Source organism: Allorhizobium sp. GW101-3B10 (genome assembly GCF_059424725.1).
The window spans coordinates 1135440-1156339 of the sequence record NZ_JBWKZR010000001.1 but is presented as its reverse complement, the minus strand read 5'-3'; the positions used below and the strand labels follow the sequence as shown (position 1 = coordinate 1156339).

The window sequence follows — 20900 nt, the reverse complement described above, 5'->3', positions numbered from 1 at the left end:
ATGTCACTGGAACACTGGCTGGCTTTCGCCGCCCTGTCGGCGGTCTGCCTGATGTCGCCGGGCCGCGTGCCGATGCTGATCGTATCCTATGCGCTCGGCCAAGGGCGCAAATCGATGCTGGCGACGATTCCCGCGGCAATCCTCGGCTCGCTGCTGGCGATGGCCCTCGTGATCCTGTCGCTGGGCTGGCTGCAATTCGTGGCACCGGAGATCCTCGATCCGATCCGCTGGATCGGTGGCGCCTATCTCGTCTTCGCCGTCATCCGCACCTGGCGCAGGCCCGGCGGCGGCGTGCCGCTCGCCGACAACGACAACCTGCCCCAGGAAAAGCCCCTGCGAATCATGCGGTACGTCTTCGCCCAGACGGGCCTCGATCGCCGCAGCTACGCCTTTTTCGTGGCACTCATCGCACAATTCCTGGATCCGGCAGCGCCCTTGCCCGAGCAGGCGCAGGTGTTTGTCGAGACGTTTCTCGGCCTGGCGCTGGTCTCCTGGCTCGCCGCCGCGATCGGCGCGGGCCCGCTGCATCGCTTCATCCGCAGCCATTCTCCGAAGCGTTCGACCAGGCGGCGGGATCGCAATGTGCTGATTTCGTCCAGTTCCGTAACGGCCGGTTACCGCAAGATTGCCGCATGATCCAATAGTCAGCTTGCCGCAATTTGGCCCATCCATTATGACAACGGAATGTTAATGGACGGCGCTCGCTTCGCTTGCGGCTCGAGGATTGATTGGGAAGTCGGCATGATTGCAAAGAGAGACCATGGATTGCACCTCGGCCTCGCCGCCGTGCTGCTCGCGGGACTGGCCGGCTGCACGAGCAGCATGGAAGACGCCGCAAAGCAGGAACTGAAGGCAAATCCGGTCGCCGGCACCGCCGCCGGGCAGGCCCAGACCGCAGCCGCCGAGGCGGCGAGCACCCTTCCCGCCCCCGTCGATCCGGCCGCAGCGGCCGTGCCCGCGCCGATCATTCCGGGCACGGAAACACCGGCCCCCATTCCCGTCTTCAAGGCCGTAGCGCTCGCCAATCCGGGCGCCACACCGGTGGCGATCGCCATGGCGGCCGGCCAGGAAAACATCGCCATCCAGACCGCGGCCATGCCGACCTCGCCGAATATGGTGACCACGCTGCAGATGTCGACGGATACGGCCGATCCGGCCGTGCTTCCGCCGGAGGTGACCGCCCAGCAGACGATCGTGCCGGTCGCCAAGCCCGCCGGCGGTGCGCTCGCCTATGCCTCGCCCTCCGCCGCCACGTCGCTTGCCGCGCTCGACTCGCAGTTCGACGTCACGCCGCCCGGCCCCGCCCCGATGCTCGAAGCCACCAAGCCGGCCACGTCCGGCCCGACGGTGATCAACGCTTTGATCAAGAAATATGCGGCGATCTATCAGATGCCGGAATCGCTGATCCACCGCGTGGTCAACCGCGAAAGCACCTACAAGCCGACCGCCTACAACAACGGCCATTACGGCCTCATGCAGATCAAATATTCGACCGCCAAGTCGATGGGCTACGACGGCCCGGCCTCCGGCCTGTTCGATGCCGAAACCAATCTGAAATACGCGATCAAGTATCTCAAGGGCGCCTGGCTCGTCGCCGACAAGAGCCATGACGGTGCCGTCCGGCATTATTCGCGCGGCTACTACTACGACGCCAAGCGCAAGGACATGCTCTACGTCCTCCAGCCCGGTTTCATGTGATTGGCGGCTGCTGACCCTCGGCACCGCGCCAGGGTCCCGCCGCACGGGACTTCGATCCCCCACCCTCGCCCGCCAGGCTCACACGCCAGCGCCGAAGGCCACGACGGCCGACGCATGAGCCGGTCAGCGCAGCGCGTCCGAGACGGCCTTCACCAGTTTCTGCGGCCGATAGCCGAGCTTGGAGGGCGTCAGGCCCAGCCGCACGACGACAAGACGTTCCGAAGGGATGACCGCGACCACCTGCCCGTCATGGCCCTCCAGCCAGAAGGTCTCGGGCGTCAGGCCGAAGCTCTCGTCGGGTTCGTCGCCCGGCCCTACCTGCCAGGCCTGGATCTCCGTATAGCGCCCGCCGGACGCGGCCGTCGGCCTCTGCATCGCGGTGACGAAACCATTCGGCAACAGCCGCTCCCCGTTCCACACGCCGTCGTCGACGAGGAACTGGCCGAAGCGCGCCCAGTCGCGGGCGGTGGCGTAGAGATAGGAACTGCCGACGAAGGTTCCCGCGGCATCGGCTTCGAGCACGGCGCTCGTCATGCCGAGCGGGTCGAACAGCGCCATGCGGGGATAGGCGAGCGCCTGCGCCTGGTCGGGGAACTTGCTCATCCAGATGCGGGTGAGCAGGACGCTCGTGCCCGAGGAGTAGCCGAAGCTTTCGCCCGTCTTCGCCAGCACCGGTTTCGCGAGGCTGAAGCCCGCCATGTCCGGTTCGAGATAGAGCATGCGGGTCACGTCGGTGACGTCGCCATAGTCCTCGTTGAATTCGAGCCCGCTCTCCATCGCCAGCAGGCTGCGCAGCCGGATCGACGCGTGCGGCGCATCCGTCCAGCCCGCCAGAAGCTTGTCATCGTCGAGGGAGAGGCGTCCCTCCTCGACCAGCCGGCCGATGATCGCCGCATTGACAGTCTTTGCCATGGACCAGCCGAGCAGCGGCGTTCTGGCGGAAAAGCCCTCACCATAGGCTTCGCCGACGATCCGGCCGTCCTTGATGACGACGACTGCCCGCATGCCGGGGCCGCCAAGCGCCGGGTCGGCAAGGAGTGAAGCGATGCGGCCGTCCGTCGGGCCGGTCTGCTCGCCGGCCGGCCACGGTGTCGCCGGGTCGCCCGCAGGCCTCGGCGGCAACAACGGGGCGGCAACGGCGCGCGCCGCCTCAACGTCGCCATCGGGAACGCTGGCGCAGCCGAGGCCCTCGCGATAGACGGCGGTGCCAGCGGCAAACGCTCCGAGCATCCGCGCCGTGACCACCTTGTTCTCGGTGTCCACGGTGATGCCGATCAGTTTCAGCAGCGGATGGCCGGGCGCCTGGACGTCGAGCGCCAGCACCGCCTCCGGATCGCGCCCGGCGAGGAAGACGTTGGAGCAGATCATCTTCGCCGCATAGCCCGTGCCGACCCGAAGCAGTTCAGGCGGCGCAGCGGACAGCCAGACGATCGCGCCGCCCACCAGCAGGATCGCGGTCAGCACCGCTCCCTTCAGTACCGTCACCAACAGTTGCATGGACGTCTCCTCCGCCGATCTCCATTCATGCAAGCAGGAATTGCCGACGCGCGAAAGGCGTCAAACGCAGCTGCGCACGGCTTTTTTGCACGTGCAAGACCCGCCCGCATTCGCCAACAGGCCGCGTCATCAAACTGTAGCAGTGCGCGGCTAAACGCCATCAACGTTCAATGGATGGCTGACACAGATGACCGATGTTGCGCCCGATGCCGGCTTTCGCAAGAACCACAAGCTGAAGAGCGCCCTGCTCCAGCACAAGCCGCTGAGCCGCGACGGTCTGTCGGAGCGGCTGTTCGAATTGCTGTTCTCCGGCCTAGTCTATGCCCAGATCTGGGAAGACCCCGAGGTCGACATGGAGGCCATGGAACTCTCCGAGGGCCATTCGATCGTGACGATCGGTTCGGGTGGCTGCAACATGCTCGCCTACCTGTCGCGCCATCCTTCGCGGATCGACGTGGTCGACCTCAATCCGAACCATGTCGCGCTGAACCGGCTGAAGCTTGCCACCTTCCGCCACATGCCGGATCACGAGGCCGTGGTGCGTCAGTTCGCCGGCGAGCGCAACCGCACCAACAGCCGCAATTTCGACCGCTACGTCGCCCCCAATCTCGACGACTGGACGCGCAGCTACTGGAACCGGCGCGGCCTCGACGGCAAGCGCCGGATTGCCGCCTTCGACGGCAATTTCTGCCGCACCGGCCTGCTCGGCCGCTTCATCGGCGCCGGCCATCTGCTGGCGCGCCTGCACGGCGTGGATCTCACCGAATTCGCCCGGACGACATCGCTGCGCGAACAGCGCCAGTTCTTTGACATGCGTATCGCGCCCTTGTTCGAAAAGCCGCTGATCCGCTGGATGACCAGCCGCAAGAGCTCGCTCTTCGGCCTCGGCATTCCGCCGCAGCAATATGACGAGCTTGCCAGCCTTTCCCAAGGCGGCACGATCGCCCCGGTGCTGCGTCACCGGCTGGAGAAGCTCGCCTGCCACTTCCCGCTCAAGGACAACTATTTCGCCTGGCAGGCCTTCGCCCGCCGCTATCCGAAGCCGAACGAGGGCGCCCTGCCGACCTATCTGAGGGTAGAGAATTATCCGGCGATCCGCGCCAATACCGGGCGGGTGACGGTCCATCACGCCAACTTCACCGAGCTTCTGGCCTCGAAACCGGCCGGCAGCGTGGACCGCTACAGCCTGCTCGACGCGCAGGACTGGATGAACGACGACCAGCTCAACGCCCTGTGGAGCGAGATCACCCGCACCGCCGCCCCCGGCGCCCGCGTGATCTTCCGCACGGCCGCGGAGAAGAGCGTGCTCGACGGGCGCCTTTCCGACGCGGTGCTCAGCCAGTGGACCTACCACGCCGCCCGCTCGCAGGAACTGAACAAGCTCGACCGTTCGGCGATCTACGGCGGCTTCCACATCTACGAGAGGAAAGCCTGATGGCCGTCGAGCCGACCGCTGGCGCTAACCTCGATACCGAACACGCCGAACGCATGGACGGCATGTATCGCTACCAGCGGCACATCTACGACCTGACGCGCAAATACTACCTCTTCGGCCGTGACCGGATGATTGCCCGCCTCGACGTGCCGCGCGACGGCACGCTGCTGGAAGTCGGCTGCGGCACGGGGCGCAATCTCCTGCTCGCCCACCGCCTGCATCCGACAGCCAGACTCTACGGCCTCGACATCTCCGCCGAAATGCTCGTCTCCGCGCGGGCGAATTTTCGCGGCATTCCGGTCGTGCAGCAGTTGCAGGTGGCCGATGCCACCCGCTTCGACGCGGCCGCCTTCGGCGTGAATGGCTTCGACCGGATCATGATCTCCTATGCCCTGTCGATGATCCCGGACTGGGAGGGTGCCATCGACGCCTCGCTTGCCGCGCTCAAGCCCGGCGGATCGCTGCACGTCGTCGATTTCGGCCAGCAGGAGCGCCTGCCCGCCTGGTTCCGCAGCCTGCTGCAGGGCTGGCTTTCCCGCTTCCATGTCACGCCCCGGGCAACGCTCCGCGAGGCGATGGCGGCGAGGGCCGATGCGGTGAACGGACGGCTGGAATTCGAGGCCGTCGGCCGCGGTTATGCCTGGCATGCGGTAATTCGCACCTGAACCGCATAAGAACAGTTGAAAATAACCGATATTTAACGATGATGGAGGCAGAAAGAGGTTTGCGCCTCTTTTGTATTTGCGTGTGCGCGCGCAGCATCAGGGGCATAATCTCGAATTCGTTTCTATGGATGTTCCATGCGGTGGCTTATTCTCTCGCTCCTGCCGATCGCGCTGACCTTCAGCGGCTGCACATCCGCCAGCTATGACCTGATGGAAACCGCGTCGATCTCGACGCCGCGTTTCGGCGACAAGGACCCGCAGGATTTCGGCGACAAGACACCGAATCACCACAAGGTGCATGGCATCGACGTGTCGAAATGGAACGGCGACGTCGATTGGGTGAAGGTTCGCAAGTCCGGCGTCTCCTTCGCCTTCATCAAGGCGACCGAAGGCAAGGACAGGGTCGATGCGCGCTTCGACGAATACTGGCGCCAGGCCGCCGCCGCCGGCATTCCGCACGCGCCCTATCACTTCTACTATTTCTGCTCGACGGCCGACGAACAGGCCGACTGGTTCATCCACAACGTGCCGAAGGCCTCGATGCACCTGCCGCCGGTGCTCGACGTGGAATGGAACCCTACCTCGAAGACCTGCAACTATCGCCCGAGCGCCATGACGGTGCGCGCCGAGATGAAACGCTTCATGGACCGCATCGAGGCGCATTACGGCAAGCGGCCGATCATCTACACCTCGGTCGACTTCCACCGCGACAATCTCGAAGGCAGCTTCCAGGACTACCATTTCTGGGTTCGCGCCGTCGCCCAGCATCCGGAAGAGATTTATCCGGAGCGCCGTTGGGCCTTCTGGCAGTACACCTCGACCGGGGTGATTCCCGGAATCAAGGGCGACACCGACATCAATGTCTTCGCCGGCACCGAGAAGAACTGGAAGAACTGGGTCGCCGCCGTCTCGAAGCGCTGACGACCTTGGTTTTGCCGAGAAAAATGCCGTATCGAGCGCAGTTTTTCCGCGACGATCTCGCTTTGGTCAAAAAGTCGGCCAATATCGTTTCTGCATCGTTCCGCCCGGCCGCCGTTCGCGACCGGGCGGATTTCGTCAAGCCATTCACGGCGCCGTCACGACCGGGGTGTTCCCTTGGCCGCAGCGCCCATTCACTGCCCGAACCCGCAAGGATGATTCCATGAAGACCGCCTCCCGCCTCGCTCTTGCCCTGACCGCCCTTCTCGCCACCTCCTCGCTTGCCGCAGCCCAGCAATGCGGCGGCGATCTCGGCGCCTTCCTCGAGGGCGTGAAGGCCGAAGCGGTCGCCGCCGGCGCATCGCCCGAGGCCGCGGATGCAGCGCTTGCCGGCGCGCAGATCGACCAGAAGGTTCTGTCGCGCGACCGCTCGCAGGGTGTCTTCAAGCAGACCTTCCTCGAATTCTCCAAGCGCACCGTCAGCCAGGCGCGCCTCGACATCGGCCGCCAGAAGATGCAGCAATATGCCGAAGTCTTCGGCCGCGCCGAGCAGGAATACGGCGTGCCGGCCGGCGTGATCGCCGCCTTCTGGGCCATGGAAACCGATTTCGGCGCCGTGCAGGGCGATTTCAACACGCGCAACGCGCTCGTCACGCTCGCCCATGACTGCCGTCGCCCGGAACTCTTCCGCCCGCAGTTGCTCAACCTCATCACCATGGTCCAGCACGGCGACCTCGATCCGGCCACCAATACCGGCGCCTGGGCCGGCGAGATCGGCCAGGTGCAGATGCTGCCGAAGGACATCGTCGCCTTCGGCATCGATGGCGACGGCGACGGTCATGTCAACGTCAAGAAGAGCTCGCCCGACGCCATCCTGACTGCGGCCAAGTTCATCGAACATCTCGGCTTCCGCCGTGGCGAGCCGTGGATCCAGGAAATCGTGGTGCCGGAAAACCTGCCCTGGGAAAAGACCGGCTTCGGCAGCACCATGACGGCCGCCGACTGGTTCGCGCTCGGGGTGAAGCCGCGCGACGGCAACACCGCGTCTGGCGGACTTCCGGCCTCGATCGTGCTGCCGCAGGGCCGCAACGGACCGGCCTTCCTCACCTATCCGAACTTCAACATCTATCTCGAATGGAACCAGTCGTTCATCTACACGACCTCGGCCGCCTATTTCGCCACCCGCCTGATGGGCGCCGAACCCTACCAGAAGGGCAATCCGGAGCCGGGTCTCGGCGATGAGGAGATGAAGGCGCTGCAGACCAAGCTGCAGGCGATGGGCTACGATGTCGGCAAGATCGACGGCATTCTCGGCTCCGGCACGCGCATCGCCATCCAGAAGGAACAGCAGCGCCTCGGCATGCCCGCCGACGGCTGGGCGACGCCTGCCCTTCTCGCCGCTCTTTGATCCGGACAGGGCGGCGCGAGTCCCTGCGCCGCCCACCGTCTCCCTCCAGGGAGGCATGCCCGGGAGTCCCGGCAACCCGCCCTCCCGAAGGTGGCATCGGCTGGACGGACGGCAAGCCACGCGCCGCCCCGCGCGACGATCCTTGACAGGGTGACAAGTTTCGGGTGGCCTGCGGAACACCCCTCGCCTACACCTCGCTCCAGTTCATATCCAAGGAGCCAGCCGATGCCGCCCGTCACCCCGCCCCGTCTCAACACCACGACCTGGTCACTGCTCGCCCTGCTCGGGCTGATCTGGGGCGGCTCGTTCTTCTTCGGTCGGGTCGCGGTGCCCTATGTGCCGCCGTTGACGCTCGCCTTCCTGCGGCTGTCGATCGCCGCCCTGGCGCTACATATCTACCTGCATGGCCGCATGGACCTCTACCGGTCGCTATGGCAACGCTGGCCGGCCTTCCTGCTGCTCGGCCTCATCAACAACGCCATCCCGCACACGCTGATTCTCTTCGGCCAGACGGAAGTCGGCGCCGGCCTTGCCGCCATTCTCAACGCCACCACACCGATCTGGACCATGCTGATCGCCAACCGTTTCACCGCGGACGAGAAGCTCTCGCCGGCCAAACTCGCCGGCACGGTGCTCGGACTTGCCGGCACCGCCGTGCTGATCGGCCCGAGCGCGTTCAAGGCCAGCGACATTCCGCTCTGGGCCGTCGTGCTGCCGGTGATGGCCGCGATCTCCTACGGCTTCGCCGCGACCTATGGCAAACGCTTCCGCGACCTGCCTGCGCCGGTGACTGCCACGGGCCAGCTGACCGCATCCTCGCTGATCATGCTTCCGACCGCGCTGCTCGTCGACCATTCGTGGCAGATCCCCTTCCCCCCGCTCGAAGCGGTCGCGGCAATCCTGGCGCTGGCGCTGATCTCGACCGCCTTCGGCTATATCCTCTTCTTCCGCATCATGGCGCTGGCCGGAGCCACCAACACCTCGCTCGTCACCCTGCTGGTGCCGCCGAGCGCGATCCTGCTCGGCGCGCTGTTCCTGGGAGAAACTTTGCAGCCCCTGGATCTGGTCGGAATGCTGCTGATCGGCATAGCCCTGCTCGTCCTCGACGGTCGCCTCCCGTTCTTTCGCCGCAGTGCAGCATGATCCAGGCAAGCGTCGAGAACTGTGCCTGCAAGAGGCGATGCGAAGGCCCGTCGATCACGCTTGTTAAGCAACATTAACAAACGCTGAAATTATGCAAGCGGTTGAATTTTCTACGGAAGCCTGGGGGTGCGACAAGTTTTCCACCGTCTTCGACGGCAGTGCAGCACATTAAATGCTTTCCTTGAGACACAAATCCGACATATTATCTAACAGTCAACACAAGGAGGCAGACATGGGACTTACGAACTCTCTCAATGTCCTGATCGTCGGTGCGGCGTTTGTGTTCATTGCCACAATGCTGTTCATCTAACCCAAATGAGTTGAACAAGGGGTCTTTGAAGAACCGCCAGCGGTCAGGCCCTAAGCCGTAAGAGCTTTCCAGTTTCCATGAAGAAGGCGCATGATCCGATCGGACATGCGCCTTCTTCGTTTTCGACGGTTGTGGGCTGCTCACGCGGCGGCGCCGGCCCCTTCTCGCGAGCGGTTCTGCGGTCCAAGGCCGAGATTGCCGAGCGTCGCCGCGACCAGTGCCGAACGGTTCATCGTGTAGAGATGGAAATCGCCGATACCACGGCGCAGGAGATCGTCGATCTGCTCGGCCGCCACTTCGGCTGCGACCTCGGCGCGCGCCTGCGGCTGCTCGTCGAGACCAGCGAAGCGCTCGTCGAGGAAGCCCGGGATGCTTGCGCCGCACATCGAGGCGAAGCGCTTCAGCTGGGTCAGATTCTGGATCGGCATGATGCCGGGCACGATCGGGATCGAGATGCCGGCCGCCCTCACCCGCTCGAGGTAACGCTCGAAGATGTCGTTGTCGAAGAAGAACTGGGTGAGCGCGCGGCAGGCTCCATTGTCCACCTTGCGCTTCAGCATGTCGATGTCGCTCGCCTCGTCCGGGCTCTCGGGATGTTTTTCCGGATAGGCCGACACCGAGATCTCGAAATCGCCCAGCTCACGCAGGCCGGCGACCAGTTCTGCGGCATTGGCATAGCCGCCCGGATGCGGCTGGTAGGCGGTGCCCATGCCGCCCTGCGGATCGCCGCGGAGTGCCACGAAGTGCTTCACGCCGACGGCGCGGAACTGCTCGACCACCTGGTGTACCTCCTCCTTCGTCGCCCCGACGCAGGTCAGGTGCGCGGCGGTGCGAAGCGGCGTCTCGGCGATCAGCCGGCGCACGGTCGAAAGCGTCGGCTCGCGGGTCGTGCCCCCGGCGCCATAGGTGACGGACACGAAATCCGGTGCCCAGTCCGCCAGCTCGTCGACGGTCTTCCACAGCTGGTCCGCCATGTCTTCCGACTTCGGCGGAAAGAATTCAAAGGAGTAGCGCAGGCGCTCGGCGGCCTTGCCGTTTCGATCGTCAGTCGCCATTCACCTGCTCCCGGTCTGTGCGGTGGCCCCGCTGATTTGCGCTTCTGAGACCTCGGCGCCCTTGCGCGCGAGCCAGATGGTCACGGTCAATCCGCGGCTGGCGGTGCTGCCCGGCGGCAGGTCCACGGTCCGCTCGACCGCCATGCCGTATTTCGCCAGCCATTCGGCCATGGTCTGATGCGAGAAACCGAGCCGCACATGGGCATGCTCGTCCCGCAGGTATTCGAGGGTGTGCGGGGCAAGATCAATGATGATCAGCCGCCCGCCCGCCTTCAGCATGCGGCTCGCCTCGGCAAGCGCCAGTTCGGGCTGGACGAGGAAGTGCAGCACCTGGTGGATGATGACGATGTCATACTCATTGCCGTCGAGCGGCAGGTTGAGGATGTCTCCGTGGCGGACCGAAGCCTTGAGCACGCCGGCCTTGTCGAGATTGGCGCGCGCCACCGAAAGCATGTCGCGGCTGGCATCGATGCCGGTCGCGCGGCGGTAGCCGTCCTGCAGAAGCTGGAGAATGCGGCCGGTGCCGGTACCGAGATCGAGCAGGGCATCGACCGTCTCCGTGCCGATCAGCTCGAGCAGCTTGGCCTCGACGGCGGCGTCATCGACATGCAGGCGGCGCAATTCGTCCCATTCGGAGGCGTTGCGCTTGAAATATTCCTGGGCACGCTCGGCCCTTGCGCGCTTGACGGCCGCCAGGCGTTCGCTGTCGCGCAGGAGCACGGCATCGTTCTCGCAGGTGGCGGCCAGCAGCACATTGGCAAGCGCTGCCGCATCGCCGTCCTGCTTCAGGCGGAAATAGGCCCAGGCGCCTTCCTGGTAGCGGTCGATCAGACCGGCCTCGGCCAGCAGCTTCAGATGGCGGGAGATGCGCGGCTGCGACTGGCCAAGAATGTCGGTCAGGTCGGTGACCGTCAGGTCGCCGGCCGAGAGCAGCGCCAGCAGTCGCAGGCGCGTGGGTTCACCGGCCGCCTTCAACAGTTCCACCAGGGCATCGACGCCGAATTTCATGTTTGCCGTCATTCTTCACCCAATCAAGACATAAACATATCTTTATGTCAGTCCCGAATCTTGCGCAAGGGCAAAGTGCGAAAACCTGCGAACGAGCGGCAACCTTCCACGACAGACGGCAGCACGGCCAGCCGCAGGAAAGCATTCAGCGACAAGCCGACGGCAACAAAAAACCCCGGCGAACCGGGGTTTCTGCAGAACCTGGAAGCTTAGCGCGTCAGGCGCTTGTAGCTCATGCGCTTCGGATTGACCGAATCCGCGCCGAGGCGGCGGATCTTGTCCTTCTCGTAATCCTCGAAGTTGCCTTCGAACCATTCGACATGGCTGTCGCCTTCGAAGGCGAGGATGTGGGTCGCGAGACGGTCGAGGAACATGCGATCGTGCGAGATGATGATCGCGCAGCCGGCGAAGCTTTCCAGCGCGTTCTCGAGCGCGCCGAGCGTTTCGGTGTCGAGGTCGTTGGTCGGTTCGTCGAGCAGCAGCACATTGCCGCCGGCCTTCAGCATCTTGGCGAGATGCACGCGGTTGCGCTGGCCGCCGGACAGGTTGCCGACCTTCTGCTGCTGGTCGCCGCCCTTGAAGTTGAAGGCGCCGCAATAGGCTCTGCTGTTCATGTCGAACTTGCCGAGCTTGATGATTTCGGCGCCGCCGGAGATTTCCTCCCAGACGGTCTTGTTGCCGTCCAGCGTATCGCGGCTCTGGTCGACATAACCGAGATGCACGGTGTCACCGATGCGGATCGAGCCGCTGTCGGGCTTCTCCTGGCCGGTGATCATGCGGAACAGCGTCGTCTTGCCGGCGCCGTTCGGGCCGATGACGCCGACGATGCCGCCGGGCGGCAGCTTCATCGTCAGGTCCTCGATCAGCACGCGATCACCATAGCCCTTGGTGACGCCGTCGAGCTCGATGACCACCTGGCCGAGACGCTCGCTGACCGGGATGATGATCTGCGCGTCGCCGGGACGCACGTTCTCGGCGGCTTCCACCAGCTGCTCGTAGGACTTGATGCGCGCCTTCGACTTGGCCTGGCGGGCCTTGGGGCTGGATGCGATCCATTCCTGCTCGCGCGAGATCGCCTTCTGGCGGGAGGCGTCTTCGCGCGCTTCCTGCTGCATGCGCTTGGCCTTCGCCTGGAGATAGGCGGAATAATTGCCTTCGTAGGGGATGCCGCGGCCGCGGTCGAGTTCAAGGATCCAGCCAGTGACGTTGTCTAGGAAGTAGCGGTCGTGGGTGATCATCAGCACGGCGCCGGGATACTGGCGCAGGTGATTTTCAAGCCAGCCGATCGTCTCGGCGTCGAGGTGGTTGGTCGGTTCGTCGAGCAGCAGCAGGTCCGGCTGCGACAGCAGCAGCTTGCAGAGCGCGACGCGGCGACGCTCGCCGCCCGAAAGGCTGGTGACGTCGGCATCGCCCGGCGGGCAGCGCAGCGCGTCCATCGCCATCTCGACCTGGTTTTCCAGGTCCCAGAGGTTCTGGCTGTCGATGATGTCCTGGAGCTTGGCGCCCTCGTCTGCCGTCTCGTCGGAATAGTTCATCATCAGTTCGTTGTAGCGCTCGAGGATCGCCGTCTTCTTGGCGACGCCTTCCATGACGTTCTCGAACACGGTCTTGGTCGGGTCGAGATGCGGTTCCTGCTCGAGATAACCAAGGGTGGCGCCTTCGGCCAGCCAGGCTTCGCCCGTATATTCCTTGTCGAGGCCCGCAATGATCCGCAGCACGGTCGACTTGCCGGCGCCGTTCGGGCCGAGAATGCCGATCTTGGCGTCGGGATAGAAGGACAGGTTGACGTTTTCGAGGATCTTCTTGGCGCCGAAGGCCTTGTTGAGGCCGGCCATGTGATAGATGAACTGACGTGCCATCGTGTTGAGTTGCTCCGCGGGCGTGAAGGGGATTTGCCGCTATGTAGGCGAAAGCGCCGCACGGAGCAATGCGAAACGCAGCAGATCCGGGCTCTTTTCTGGCCAGGCTCGGACGCATTGAACCGTTTCAGCACCGCGCAAGCCCTCAGCTCGCGCCGCGGCGGCGTTCCGTCGACAGAAGTCGCGTCCGGAAAAAATCCTTTGCGGCTCCGCCGGATGCCCTTTAACCCTTGAACCGAGTTTGGGGAGGACGGCAATGGCATTCGAAACCAGCAGGCGGCTTGCAACGGTAACGGGCGCAGAGCTCAGCTATCACCTGGAGGAAGCATCGGGCACTGCGCGTGGCATCGTCCTCGTCTGCCATGGCCTCGCCGAACATTCACGCCGCTACCGCCGCTTCGCCGAGGCGCTCTCGGCCGCAGGCTACCACGTCTTCGCCCACGACCACCGCGGCCACGGCGAAACCACGGCGATCGGCGCGCCGCGGGCGCGCTTCGCCAGTCGAGAGGGCTGGAAGGCCGTGATCTCCGACACGCTGTCCATGCGCGAGCTGGCGGCCGGGCAATATCCCGGACTGCCGGTGATCCTCTTTGGCCACTCCATGGGTGGGCTCGTCGCCCTCAACACGGTTTCGGATCATCCCGAGGCCTTCGATGCGGCGGCGGTCTGGAATTCCAACTTCAACCCGGGGCTTGCCGGACGCTTCGCCCAAGGGGTGCTGGCGATCGAGCGCATGCTGAAAGGTTCCGACGTGCCGAGCCTGATCCTGCCGCGCGCCACCTTCCTCGCCTGGGGAAAGCGCATTCCCAACCGCCGGACCGATGCCGACTGGCTGTCGCGCGATGCGCAGGAGGTCGATGCCTACGTCAACGACCCGCTCTGCGGCTTCGACGCCAGCGTTTCGCTGTGGCGCGATGTCTTCACGCTGACCTTCCGGGGAGCGTCGGCGGAGCAGCTGCAGCGTCTGCCGAAGGACAAGCCGATCCACCTGGTGGGCGGCGGGCAGGACCCGGCGACCGACAATGCCCGGGCGATCGAATGGCTCGGCAAACGCCTGGGCGGGGTTGGCTTCCGGGCCGTCACCACCCGGATCTACCCGGACATGCGCCACGAAACGCTGAACGAGATCGGCCGCGAGGGCGCGACCGCGGACTTCGTCGGCTGGTGCGACGCGGTGACGGCGCAGGCTGGGGCGCCCAAGGTCCGAAGCGCTGGCGATGCCGAAACGGAATGATCCCATGAGAGAAATTCAAGTGCTTCCGGCAAAGGGCGAAGCTATAGATATCGCAAGAGTAACTTGTCCGTAGCACCGCAAGCGCAAAGCTGCAGGCGGTCCTGACCGCAGAAGAGCAAGGCCCGCGATGACCACCCCACCCGGACAGCCCGCGCCGGCCCTGCCCGCCTCGTCCCCGGATGTGACGATCGGTCTGCTGCTCATGGTCGCAGCGGTGCTGATCGCGCCGTTCATCGACATCTTCTCCAAGCTCGCCACCGAAACCACCTCACCGATGGAGATCACCGCGGTGCGGTTCTTCTTCCAGATGGTCTTCATGCTGCCGATCTTCGTCTGGCGGCAGACCCTCCCGCGCTTCTCGCGGACCAATACCCGCTACCACGTGGCGCGCGGCGGGCTGATCGCCCTCTCCATGGTCTGCTATGTCACGGCGCTCTCGGTCATGTCGGTTGCCGATGCCGTGGCGATCTTCTTCATCGAGCCGATCATCCTTACGGTGCTGTCCAGCATATTCCTTAAGGAGACCATCGGCTGGCGCCGCTACACCGCCTGCGCCGTGGGCTTCTGCGGCGCGCTGCTGATCATCCAGCCGAGCTTCGAGGAGGTCGGTTTCATCGCCCTTCTGCCGGCGGTCTCGGCGCTGTGCGTCGCCATCTTCGCCATCCTGACGCGCAAGCTCGCCCATCGCGAGGACCCGTGGTCGATGCAGATCGAGACCGGATTCTGGGGTCTGGTGATCTCGGCCGCGGCCATCGCCCTCTTCGGCCGGAGCATGCCGTCGATCTTCGCGCCCAGCCTGCCCGATCTCACCAGCATGGTGTGGATGACCAGCGTCGGCCTTGCCGCGGCGATCTCAGGCATATTCGGCGTCTATGCCTATCGCTCGGCCCCGGCCTCGACGTTGGCGCCGCTGCAGTATCTGGAGATCGTCACCACGACGATCTTCGGCTGGCTGGTCTTCCGCGACTTCCCCGACCCGATCAAATGGCTGGGCATCGCCATCATCATCGGCTCCGGCCTCTTCATCATCTGGCGGGAACGCCGCTTCACCTCGAAGCCGGTCTCCGAAAACGCCACGCTTGCGCCATGACAGGACCCAGCATGACCGAAAACCCCGTCAAGAAGCCGCCGCTTGCCGGCATCCGCGTGATCGAGCTCGCCCGCGTGCTGGCCGGCCCCTGGGCCGGGCAGATGCTCGCCGATCTCGGGGCCGACGTCATCAAGGTCGAGAACCCGGAAGGTGGCGACGACACGCGCGCCTGGGGACCACCCTTTGTCGAGGGCAAGGACGGCGAGAACCTGTCGGCCGCCTATTACCACTCGACCAACCGCAACAAGCGCTCGATCGCCATCGACTTCCGCTCGCCAGAGGGCCAGGAGATCGTCAAGCGCCTGATCGCCAGCGCCGACGTGGTGATCGAGAACTTCAAGCTCGGCGGGCTGAAGAAATACGGCCTCGACTATGAAAGCCTGAAGGCGGTCAACCCGAAACTTGTCTACTGTTCGATCACCGGTTTTGGGCAGAACGGGCCCTATGCCGAATTCGCGGGCTACGACTACATCGTCCAGGGCATGTCGGGTTTCATGTCGATCACCGGGGAGCCGGACGGCCAGCCGATGAAGGCGGGCGTGGCGATCGCCGACATCTTCACCGGCATCTATGCCGTCACCGCAATCCAGGCCGCCCTGATCCATGTGATGAAGACCGGTGAAGGCCAGTTCGTCGACATGGCGCTGCTCGACGTGATGGCGGGCGTGCTGGCCAACCAGAACCTCAACTACCTCATCTCGGGCAAGGCCCCGGTCCGCCTCGGCAATGCCCATCCCAACATCAGCCCTTACGAGGTCGTGCCGACCGCCGACGGCCATCTGATCCTTGCCGTCGGCAATGACGGCCAGTTCAAGCGGCTCTGCGCCATTCTCGGCATGGCCGGGATCGCCGAGGACGAGCGCTTCGCCACCAACAAGGCCCGCGTCGCCAACAAGGTGGAAGTCCGCCGCATCGTCACCGCCGAGACGGCGAAATGGGCGAAGCGCGATCTCCTGACCGCCTGCGAGACCAATGCCGTGCCGGCCGGGCCGATCAACTCGATCGCCGAGATGTTCGACGACCCGCAGGTGAAGGCCCGCGAGCTGCGCATCGAACTCGAGGATGCCGACGGAAACGTCATCCCGGGCGTGCGCACGCCCATCGTCCTGTCCGAGACGCCGCTGCGCTACGAGCGCCCGAGCCCGCGCGTCGGCGAGCACCAAGAAGAAATCCTCGCCGAACTGGCCGAGATCGAAAGGGAGAGAAACCAATGAAAAAGACTGGCGGGGAACTGATCGTCGAGGCGCTCAAGGCCAATGGCGTCGAGCGCGTCTCCTGCGTGCCGGGCGAAAGCTATCTGGCCGTTCTCGACGCGCTGCGCGACAGCGGCATCGAGACGCTCGTCTGCCGCCAGGAAGGTGGCGCCGCGATGATGGCCGATTGCTGGGGTCGACTGACCGGCAAGCCCGGCATCTGCATGGTAACCCGCGGTCCGGGCGCCACCAATGCCACCGCCGGCCTGCACATCGCCAAGCAGGATTCGATCCCGATGATCCTGTTCATCGGCCAGGTTGGTCGTGACATGCGCGAGCGCGAGGCCTTCCAGGAGGTCGAATACCGCCGCGCCTTCACCGAATTCGCCAAATGGGTCGGCGAGATCGACGACGCCCGCCGTATCCCGGAATTCGTCACCCGCGCCTTTGCCATCGCCACCTCCGGCCGCCCCGGCCCGGTCGTGCTGTCGCTGCCGGAAGACATGCTGGTCGATGAGGTCGAGGCCCCGGCCGCCAAGCCCGCCATGCCCGTCGAAGCCCATCCCGGGCCTTCGCAGATCGAGCGGCTGGGCGAGATGCTTGCCACCGCCAAGCGCCCGATCGCCATTCTCGGCGGCACGCGCTGGACCAAGCAGGCCGTCTCCGAATTTGAGGATTTCGCCAACCGCTGGAAGCTGCCGATCGGCTGCTCCTTCCGCCGCCAGATGCTGTTCGACCACCTGAACGCCTCCTATGCCGGCGATGTCGGCATCGGTATCAATCCGGCGCTGTCCAAGGAGATCAAGGAGGCAGACCTCGTGCTGTTGATCGGCGGGCGTTTCTCGGAGATGCCGTCGTCCAGCTACACGCTGCTCGACGTGCCCTACCCGTCGCAGACGCTCGTGCATGTCTATCCGGATCCCTCCGAGCTTGGCCGCGTCTATCGCCCGGACCTCGCCATCTGCGCTGCCCCGGTCGAGTTCGTCGGCGCGCTGAAGTCGCTGAAGGCGCCGGAACAGCCCGTCTGGGCCGCCCGCACCGAGGCCATGCACGCCGCCTATCTCTCCTGGTCGACGCCGCCGACCCAAGGCCCCGGCCCGGTTCGCATGGGACCGATCATGGACTGGATCGAGGCCAACACGGCCGAGGACACCATCTTCACCAATGGTGCGGGCAATTACGCCACCTGGGTGCACCGCTTCCATCGCTTCCGCGACTTCGCCACCCAGGCCGCCCCGACCTCCGGCTCGATGGGCTATGGCCTGCCCGCCGCCGTCGCCGCCAAGGCGCTGCATCCGGACCGTGAAGTCATCTGCTTTGCCGGTGACGGCTGCTTCATGATGCACGGCCAGGAATTTGCCACCGCCATCCGCTTCGACCTGCCGATCATCGTCTGCCTGGTGAACAACGGCATCTACGGCACGATCCGCATGCACCAGGAGCGCGAATATCCCGGCCGCGTCAGCGCCACGGATTTGACCAACCCCGACTTCGCCGCCTTCGCCCGCGCCTATGGCGGCCACGGCGAGACCGTCGAGGCAACGGAAGACTTTGCTCCCGCTTTCGAGCGCGCCCGCGCTTCGGGCAAGCCCTCGATCATCGAGATCAAGCTCGACCCGGAGGCGATCACGCCGATGAAGACGCTGACGCAAATCCGCGAGAAGACCTAGGTCTTCCGCGACATCTGCCGAGCCAGGTCGGCAAAGGCGCGCAGGGCCGGCGGCAGATGGCGGTGGCCCGAATAATAGAAGCACAATCCCGGAAATGGCGGCGTCCAATCCTCCAGCACCGTGACCAGACGGCCGGCCGCAAGGTCGGCTGCAACATTTCGCTCGGTCATATAGGCGAGCCCCGCGCCACCGATGGCCGCCTCGCGCATCAGGTGCATGTCCTGCAGCGTCAGCGGACCCTCGACATCGACGCGGATCTCCTCCCCATGTCGCTCGAACTCCCAGCGATAGATCGTCCCGCTCGGCAGGCGCAGGCGCAAACAGGCATGTTTTGTCAGGTCAGCCGGAACCAGCGGCTTGCCGTGTCGTTCGAAATACTGCGGTGATCCGACGACGACGAAACGCTCGTGCTGCGTCAGGGGAACGGCGATCATGTCCTGCGGCACCATATCCATCAGCCGGATGCCGATGTCGAAGCCCTCGGCGACAATGTCGACCATGCGTCCGTCGCTGACGATATCGACATGGACATCCGGATAGCGGCGCAGGAATTCGAGAACGATCGGCATCAGCAGGCCTCGTGCCGCACCCTCCGACGTGTTGATGCGCAATCGCCCCGCCGGCGTGGCGCGCGACTGCGTGGCCGCCTCCATCGCCGCTTCGATCTCCTTCAGCGCCGGCCCGACCTTGTCGAGGAACTGCTCGCCGGCCTGCGTCAGCGAGACGCTGCGCGTGGTGCGGTTGAACAGCTTGACGCCCATGCGGGTCTCGATCGCCGCAACCGCGTGGCTGAGCGCCGAAGCCGACATACCAAGCTCCATGGCCGCCGCGCGAAAACTCCGCGCCGCCGCCACGGCCGCGACCGCACGCAGTTCGACCAGTCCCGACTTTTTCATTGTCTTGTATCCTGCATCAAGTCATGCACAAATATGCCTGTTATCAGGACAATGCCAGCGGCCTATCTCTGTTTCCATCACTGAACCCAGATGAACGAGGCACATCATGACCAAGACAGTTTTCATTACCGGCGCATCCTCCGGCATCGGCAAGGCATCGGCCAAGCTCTTTCAGGAGAAGGGCTGGAACGTGGTTGCGACCATGCGCACTCCGGAGAAGGAATCAGACCTCGACCAACTCGACCGTGTTCTGGTGACGCGCCTTGATGTCCAGGATCCGCAGAGCATCCAGGCCGCCGTCGAAGCCGCGATCACGCGGTTCGGCCGCATCGACGTGCTGGTCAACAATGCCGGTTATGGCCTCTATGGCGTGTTCGAGGCGGTGCCGCGCGAGAGCATCCAGCGGCAGTTCGACGTCAATGTCTTTGGCGTCATGGATGTCACACGCGCCCTTCTCCCGCACTTCCGCGCCAACAGAGCCGGCACGATCATCAATGTGAGTTCAGGCGCCGGCCACTTCACCTTGCCGATGATCTCGCTCTACTGCGCCAGCAAGTTCGCGCTGGAGGGTTTTACGGAAGCGCTTTCCTACGAGCTGCTGGCGCTGGATATCGGGGTCAAGCTGGTTGTCCCGCATGGCGGCGTCGCCGAGACCGCCTTCCAGCAACGCTCGGCCGCGGATTTCGCCGACGAGAACACGCCGACCAACTACCGCCCATTCCTGGAACGCTCTACCGTGGCTTTCGCCAGAATGGGCGGCGCGTTGACCATGACATCGCGGGATGTGGCGGACGTGGTGCATGAGGCAGCGACCGATGGAACCAGCCGGTTGCGCTACTTCGTCGGAGACGACGCACGTGGCTTCGTCAAGGCGCGCAGCGAAATGGCCGACCAGGACTATGTCGACTTCATGCGTTCGCACTTCGCCTGAGTCCAAGAAAAAGCCGACGCATCACTACGATGCGCCGGCTTTCGGAATCGCGTTGGCAGACTTCAGATCGCCGCGGTGACGATGAACTCGACCTTGTAGTCCGGGGTCGCAAGCGCCGCTTCGCTGGTGGCGCGGGCCGGCGGGTTCTTCGGGTCGATCCAGGCTTCCCAGACGGCATTCATTTCGCCGAAGGTCGCCATGTCGGAGAGGTAGATGATCGTCTGCAGGATCTTCGACTTGTCGGTGCCGGCAACGGCCAGCAGGCGGTCGACTTCGGCCAGGGCCGACTTCGACTGTTCGGTGACGGACGTGCCGTCGCCGACCTGACCGGCCAGATAGACGGTGTTGCCGTGGACGACCGCGCCGCTCATGCGGGCGCCCGGCTCGATACGCTTGATGGTCATGGCAAATACTCCTGTTGCACGTGATGGGACGGAAAGGCGAGAGGGCGAGCGAAAGCCGATACGGCTGGCTCAGCCGCGCAGGTGCTGGCTCTTCTGGTAGGTCGCGGTGGAACGCGCGCCGGAACGGCAATAGCCGAGCATCGGCCGGTCGAAATCGTCGAGGGCATCGACCATGCCGGAAATGGCGTCGGGCGTGACGCCCATCGGGCCGACCGGCACATGGGCGATCTTGAGGCCGAGTTCCTCGGCGCGCTGAGCGATCTCGGCAAAGGTCGGCTGATCCGGTTCTTCGCCATCCGGGCGATGGCAGACGATGGACTTGAAGCCGAGCGCCTTGATCGTGTCGAGATCGGCGACCGTAATCTGGCCGGACACGGAATATTCGTCGTTGATCTGCGATATGTTCATGGCGTTGCTCCCTGCTTGCGAGGGGCAAACATCTACGATGCGGGCAGGCGGGCGTCAATCGCCGCGCGCCCCGTTCGA

Annotated in this window: 19 protein-coding genes; 12 read left to right on the top strand and 7 right to left on the bottom strand. The window is 64.7% G+C overall.

The annotated features are described in order from the left end of the window. Both AC07Y0_RS05470 and AC07Y0_RS05465 read left to right on the top strand, forming a co-directional pair. The gene (locus AC07Y0_RS05470; RefSeq protein ID WP_498675266.1) at window positions 1-636 is read left to right on the top strand and encodes a LysE family translocator; all 636 of its coding nucleotides are present in this window, start codon (window positions 1-3) and stop codon (window positions 634-636) included. A 105-nt stretch (window positions 637-741) separates the two neighbouring features. Then, window positions 742-1698 carry a transglycosylase SLT domain-containing protein gene (locus AC07Y0_RS05465; protein WP_498675264.1) on the top strand — a complete coding sequence of 319 codons (957 nt, stop codon included), beginning with the start codon at window positions 742-744 and terminating at the stop codon, window positions 1696-1698. A gap of 123 nt (window positions 1699-1821) precedes the next feature. Here the strand turns inward: AC07Y0_RS05465 and AC07Y0_RS05460 are convergent, their stop codons facing one another. Next, the gene (locus tag AC07Y0_RS05460) at window positions 1822-3195 is read right to left on the bottom strand and encodes a serine hydrolase domain-containing protein (protein ID WP_498675263.1); all 1374 of its coding nucleotides are present in this window, start codon (window positions 3193-3195) and stop codon (window positions 1822-1824) included. A gap of 187 nt (window positions 3196-3382) precedes the next feature. Here AC07Y0_RS05460 and AC07Y0_RS05455 point away from each other — a divergent pair, with 187 nt between their 5' ends. The 5 genes from AC07Y0_RS05455 to AC07Y0_RS05435 all read left to right on the top strand — a co-directional run bounded on the left by AC07Y0_RS05455 (window position 3383) and on the right by AC07Y0_RS05435 (window position 8764). Continuing rightward, complete coding sequence (locus AC07Y0_RS05455) at window positions 3383-4630, top strand: BtaA family protein (RefSeq protein WP_498675260.1); 1248 nt, start codon at window positions 3383-3385, stop codon at window positions 4628-4630. Then, a complete protein-coding gene (locus tag AC07Y0_RS05450; RefSeq protein ID WP_498675259.1) occupies window positions 4630-5295 on the top strand; it encodes a class I SAM-dependent methyltransferase in 666 nt (221 codons plus the stop codon). Before AC07Y0_RS05455 ends, AC07Y0_RS05450 begins: the two co-directional genes overlap by 1 nt. 135 nt (window positions 5296-5430) lie before the next feature. Then, entirely contained in the window at window positions 5431-6216 is a 786-nt protein-coding gene (locus AC07Y0_RS05445) for a glycoside hydrolase family 25 protein (protein ID WP_498675258.1), read from the top strand. Window positions 6217-6436: 220 nt separating this feature from the next. Continuing rightward, complete coding sequence (locus AC07Y0_RS05440; RefSeq protein WP_498675255.1) at window positions 6437-7621, top strand: lytic murein transglycosylase; 1185 nt, start codon at window positions 6437-6439, stop codon at window positions 7619-7621. Between the two features lie 225 nt (window positions 7622-7846). Beyond that, window positions 7847-8764, top strand: a complete 918-nt coding sequence (locus tag AC07Y0_RS05435; protein ID WP_498675253.1) for a DMT family transporter — start codon at window positions 7847-7849, stop codon at window positions 8762-8764. Window positions 8765-9214: 450 nt separating this feature from the next. Here the strand turns inward: AC07Y0_RS05435 and metF are convergent, their stop codons facing one another. From metF to ettA, 3 genes are all read right to left on the bottom strand, one after another. After that, a complete protein-coding gene (metF, locus tag AC07Y0_RS05430) occupies window positions 9215-10129 on the bottom strand; it encodes a methylenetetrahydrofolate reductase [NAD(P)H] (RefSeq protein ID WP_498675251.1) in 915 nt (304 codons plus the stop codon). Next, window positions 10130-11149, bottom strand: a complete 1020-nt coding sequence (locus tag AC07Y0_RS05425; protein ID WP_498675249.1) for an ArsR/SmtB family transcription factor — start codon at window positions 11147-11149, stop codon at window positions 10130-10132. Window positions 11150-11346: 197 nt separating this feature from the next. Next, window positions 11347-12996 (bottom strand): energy-dependent translational throttle protein EttA, encoded by a 1650-nt coding sequence (ettA, locus tag AC07Y0_RS05420; RefSeq protein ID WP_498675248.1) that lies wholly within the window; start codon window positions 12994-12996, stop codon window positions 11347-11349. Window positions 12997-13252: 256 nt separating this feature from the next. On the opposite strand from ettA, the gene AC07Y0_RS05415 reads away from it, so the two are divergent. The 4 genes from AC07Y0_RS05415 to AC07Y0_RS05400 all read left to right on the top strand — a co-directional run bounded on the left by AC07Y0_RS05415 (window position 13253) and on the right by AC07Y0_RS05400 (window position 18183). Then, window positions 13253-14230 carry an alpha/beta fold hydrolase gene (locus AC07Y0_RS05415; protein WP_498675245.1) on the top strand — a complete coding sequence of 326 codons (978 nt, stop codon included), beginning with the start codon at window positions 13253-13255 and terminating at the stop codon, window positions 14228-14230. A gap of 127 nt (window positions 14231-14357) precedes the next feature. Beyond that, complete coding sequence (locus AC07Y0_RS05410) at window positions 14358-15320, top strand: DMT family transporter (protein ID WP_498675243.1); 963 nt, start codon at window positions 14358-14360, stop codon at window positions 15318-15320. A gap of 11 nt (window positions 15321-15331) precedes the next feature. Further along, window positions 15332-16534 (top strand): succinate--glutarate CoA-transferase, encoded by a 1203-nt coding sequence (caiB, locus tag AC07Y0_RS05405; protein WP_498675241.1) that lies wholly within the window; start codon window positions 15332-15334, stop codon window positions 16532-16534. After that, window positions 16531-18183, top strand: coding sequence for a thiamine pyrophosphate-binding protein (locus AC07Y0_RS05400; protein WP_498675239.1), 1653 nt, complete (start codon window positions 16531-16533; stop codon window positions 18181-18183). The genes caiB and AC07Y0_RS05400 overlap by 4 nt, the downstream gene beginning before the upstream one ends. On the opposite strand, the gene AC07Y0_RS05395 is transcribed toward AC07Y0_RS05400, so the two are convergent. Beyond that, window positions 18180-19079, bottom strand: a complete 900-nt coding sequence (locus AC07Y0_RS05395; protein WP_498675237.1) for a LysR family transcriptional regulator — start codon at window positions 19077-19079, stop codon at window positions 18180-18182. The two genes, AC07Y0_RS05400 and AC07Y0_RS05395, sit on opposite strands and share 4 nt — an antisense overlap. 106 nt (window positions 19080-19185) lie before the next feature. Between AC07Y0_RS05395 and AC07Y0_RS05390 the strand changes: the two genes are divergently transcribed. Then, window positions 19186-20010 (top strand): SDR family oxidoreductase, encoded by an 825-nt coding sequence (locus tag AC07Y0_RS05390; protein WP_498675235.1) that lies wholly within the window; start codon window positions 19186-19188, stop codon window positions 20008-20010. Between the two features lie 62 nt (window positions 20011-20072). On the opposite strand, the gene AC07Y0_RS05385 is transcribed toward AC07Y0_RS05390, so the two are convergent. Both AC07Y0_RS05385 and AC07Y0_RS05380 read right to left on the bottom strand, forming a co-directional pair. After that, complete coding sequence (locus AC07Y0_RS05385; RefSeq protein ID WP_498675233.1) at window positions 20073-20414, bottom strand: RidA family protein; 342 nt, start codon at window positions 20412-20414, stop codon at window positions 20073-20075. 69 nt (window positions 20415-20483) lie between these two features. Next, window positions 20484-20822, bottom strand: coding sequence for a protein tyrosine phosphatase family protein (locus AC07Y0_RS05380; RefSeq protein WP_498675232.1), 339 nt, complete (start codon window positions 20820-20822; stop codon window positions 20484-20486). Window positions 20823-20900 lie beyond the last annotated feature (78 nt).

Coding starts and splice junctions, on each gene's coding strand:
- AC07Y0_RS05395 (WP_498675237.1), bottom strand. CDS start 19,079: ATGAAAAAGTCGGGACTGGTCGAACTGCGTGCGGTCGCGGCCGTGGCG.
- AC07Y0_RS05460 (WP_498675263.1), bottom strand. CDS start 3,195: ATGCAACTGTTGGTGACGGTACTGAAGGGAGCGGTGCTGACCGCGATC.
- metF (WP_498675251.1), bottom strand. CDS start 10,129: ATGGCGACTGACGATCGAAACGGCAAGGCCGCCGAGCGCCTGCGCTAC.
- AC07Y0_RS05410 (WP_498675243.1), top strand. CDS start 14,358: ATGACCACCCCACCCGGACAGCCCGCGCCGGCCCTGCCCGCCTCGTCC.
- AC07Y0_RS05440 (WP_498675255.1), top strand. CDS start 6,437: ATGAAGACCGCCTCCCGCCTCGCTCTTGCCCTGACCGCCCTTCTCGCC.
- AC07Y0_RS05415 (WP_498675245.1), top strand. CDS start 13,253: ATGGCATTCGAAACCAGCAGGCGGCTTGCAACGGTAACGGGCGCAGAG.
- AC07Y0_RS05435 (WP_498675253.1), top strand. CDS start 7,847: ATGCCGCCCGTCACCCCGCCCCGTCTCAACACCACGACCTGGTCACTG.
- caiB (WP_498675241.1), top strand. CDS start 15,332: ATGACCGAAAACCCCGTCAAGAAGCCGCCGCTTGCCGGCATCCGCGTG.
- AC07Y0_RS05470 (WP_498675266.1), top strand. CDS start 1: ATGTCACTGGAACACTGGCTGGCTTTCGCCGCCCTGTCGGCGGTCTGC.
- AC07Y0_RS05455 (WP_498675260.1), top strand. CDS start 3,383: ATGACCGATGTTGCGCCCGATGCCGGCTTTCGCAAGAACCACAAGCTG.
- AC07Y0_RS05465 (WP_498675264.1), top strand. CDS start 742: ATGATTGCAAAGAGAGACCATGGATTGCACCTCGGCCTCGCCGCCGTG.
- AC07Y0_RS05425 (WP_498675249.1), bottom strand. CDS start 11,149: ATGACGGCAAACATGAAATTCGGCGTCGATGCCCTGGTGGAACTGTTG.
- AC07Y0_RS05380 (WP_498675232.1), bottom strand. CDS start 20,822: ATGAACATATCGCAGATCAACGACGAATATTCCGTGTCCGGCCAGATT.
- AC07Y0_RS05385 (WP_498675233.1), bottom strand. CDS start 20,414: ATGACCATCAAGCGTATCGAGCCGGGCGCCCGCATGAGCGGCGCGGTC.
- AC07Y0_RS05390 (WP_498675235.1), top strand. CDS start 19,186: ATGACCAAGACAGTTTTCATTACCGGCGCATCCTCCGGCATCGGCAAG.
- ettA (WP_498675248.1), bottom strand. CDS start 12,996: ATGGCACGTCAGTTCATCTATCACATGGCCGGCCTCAACAAGGCCTTC.
- AC07Y0_RS05445 (WP_498675258.1), top strand. CDS start 5,431: ATGCGGTGGCTTATTCTCTCGCTCCTGCCGATCGCGCTGACCTTCAGC.
- AC07Y0_RS05450 (WP_498675259.1), top strand. CDS start 4,630: ATGGCCGTCGAGCCGACCGCTGGCGCTAACCTCGATACCGAACACGCC.
- AC07Y0_RS05400 (WP_498675239.1), top strand. CDS start 16,531: ATGAAAAAGACTGGCGGGGAACTGATCGTCGAGGCGCTCAAGGCCAAT.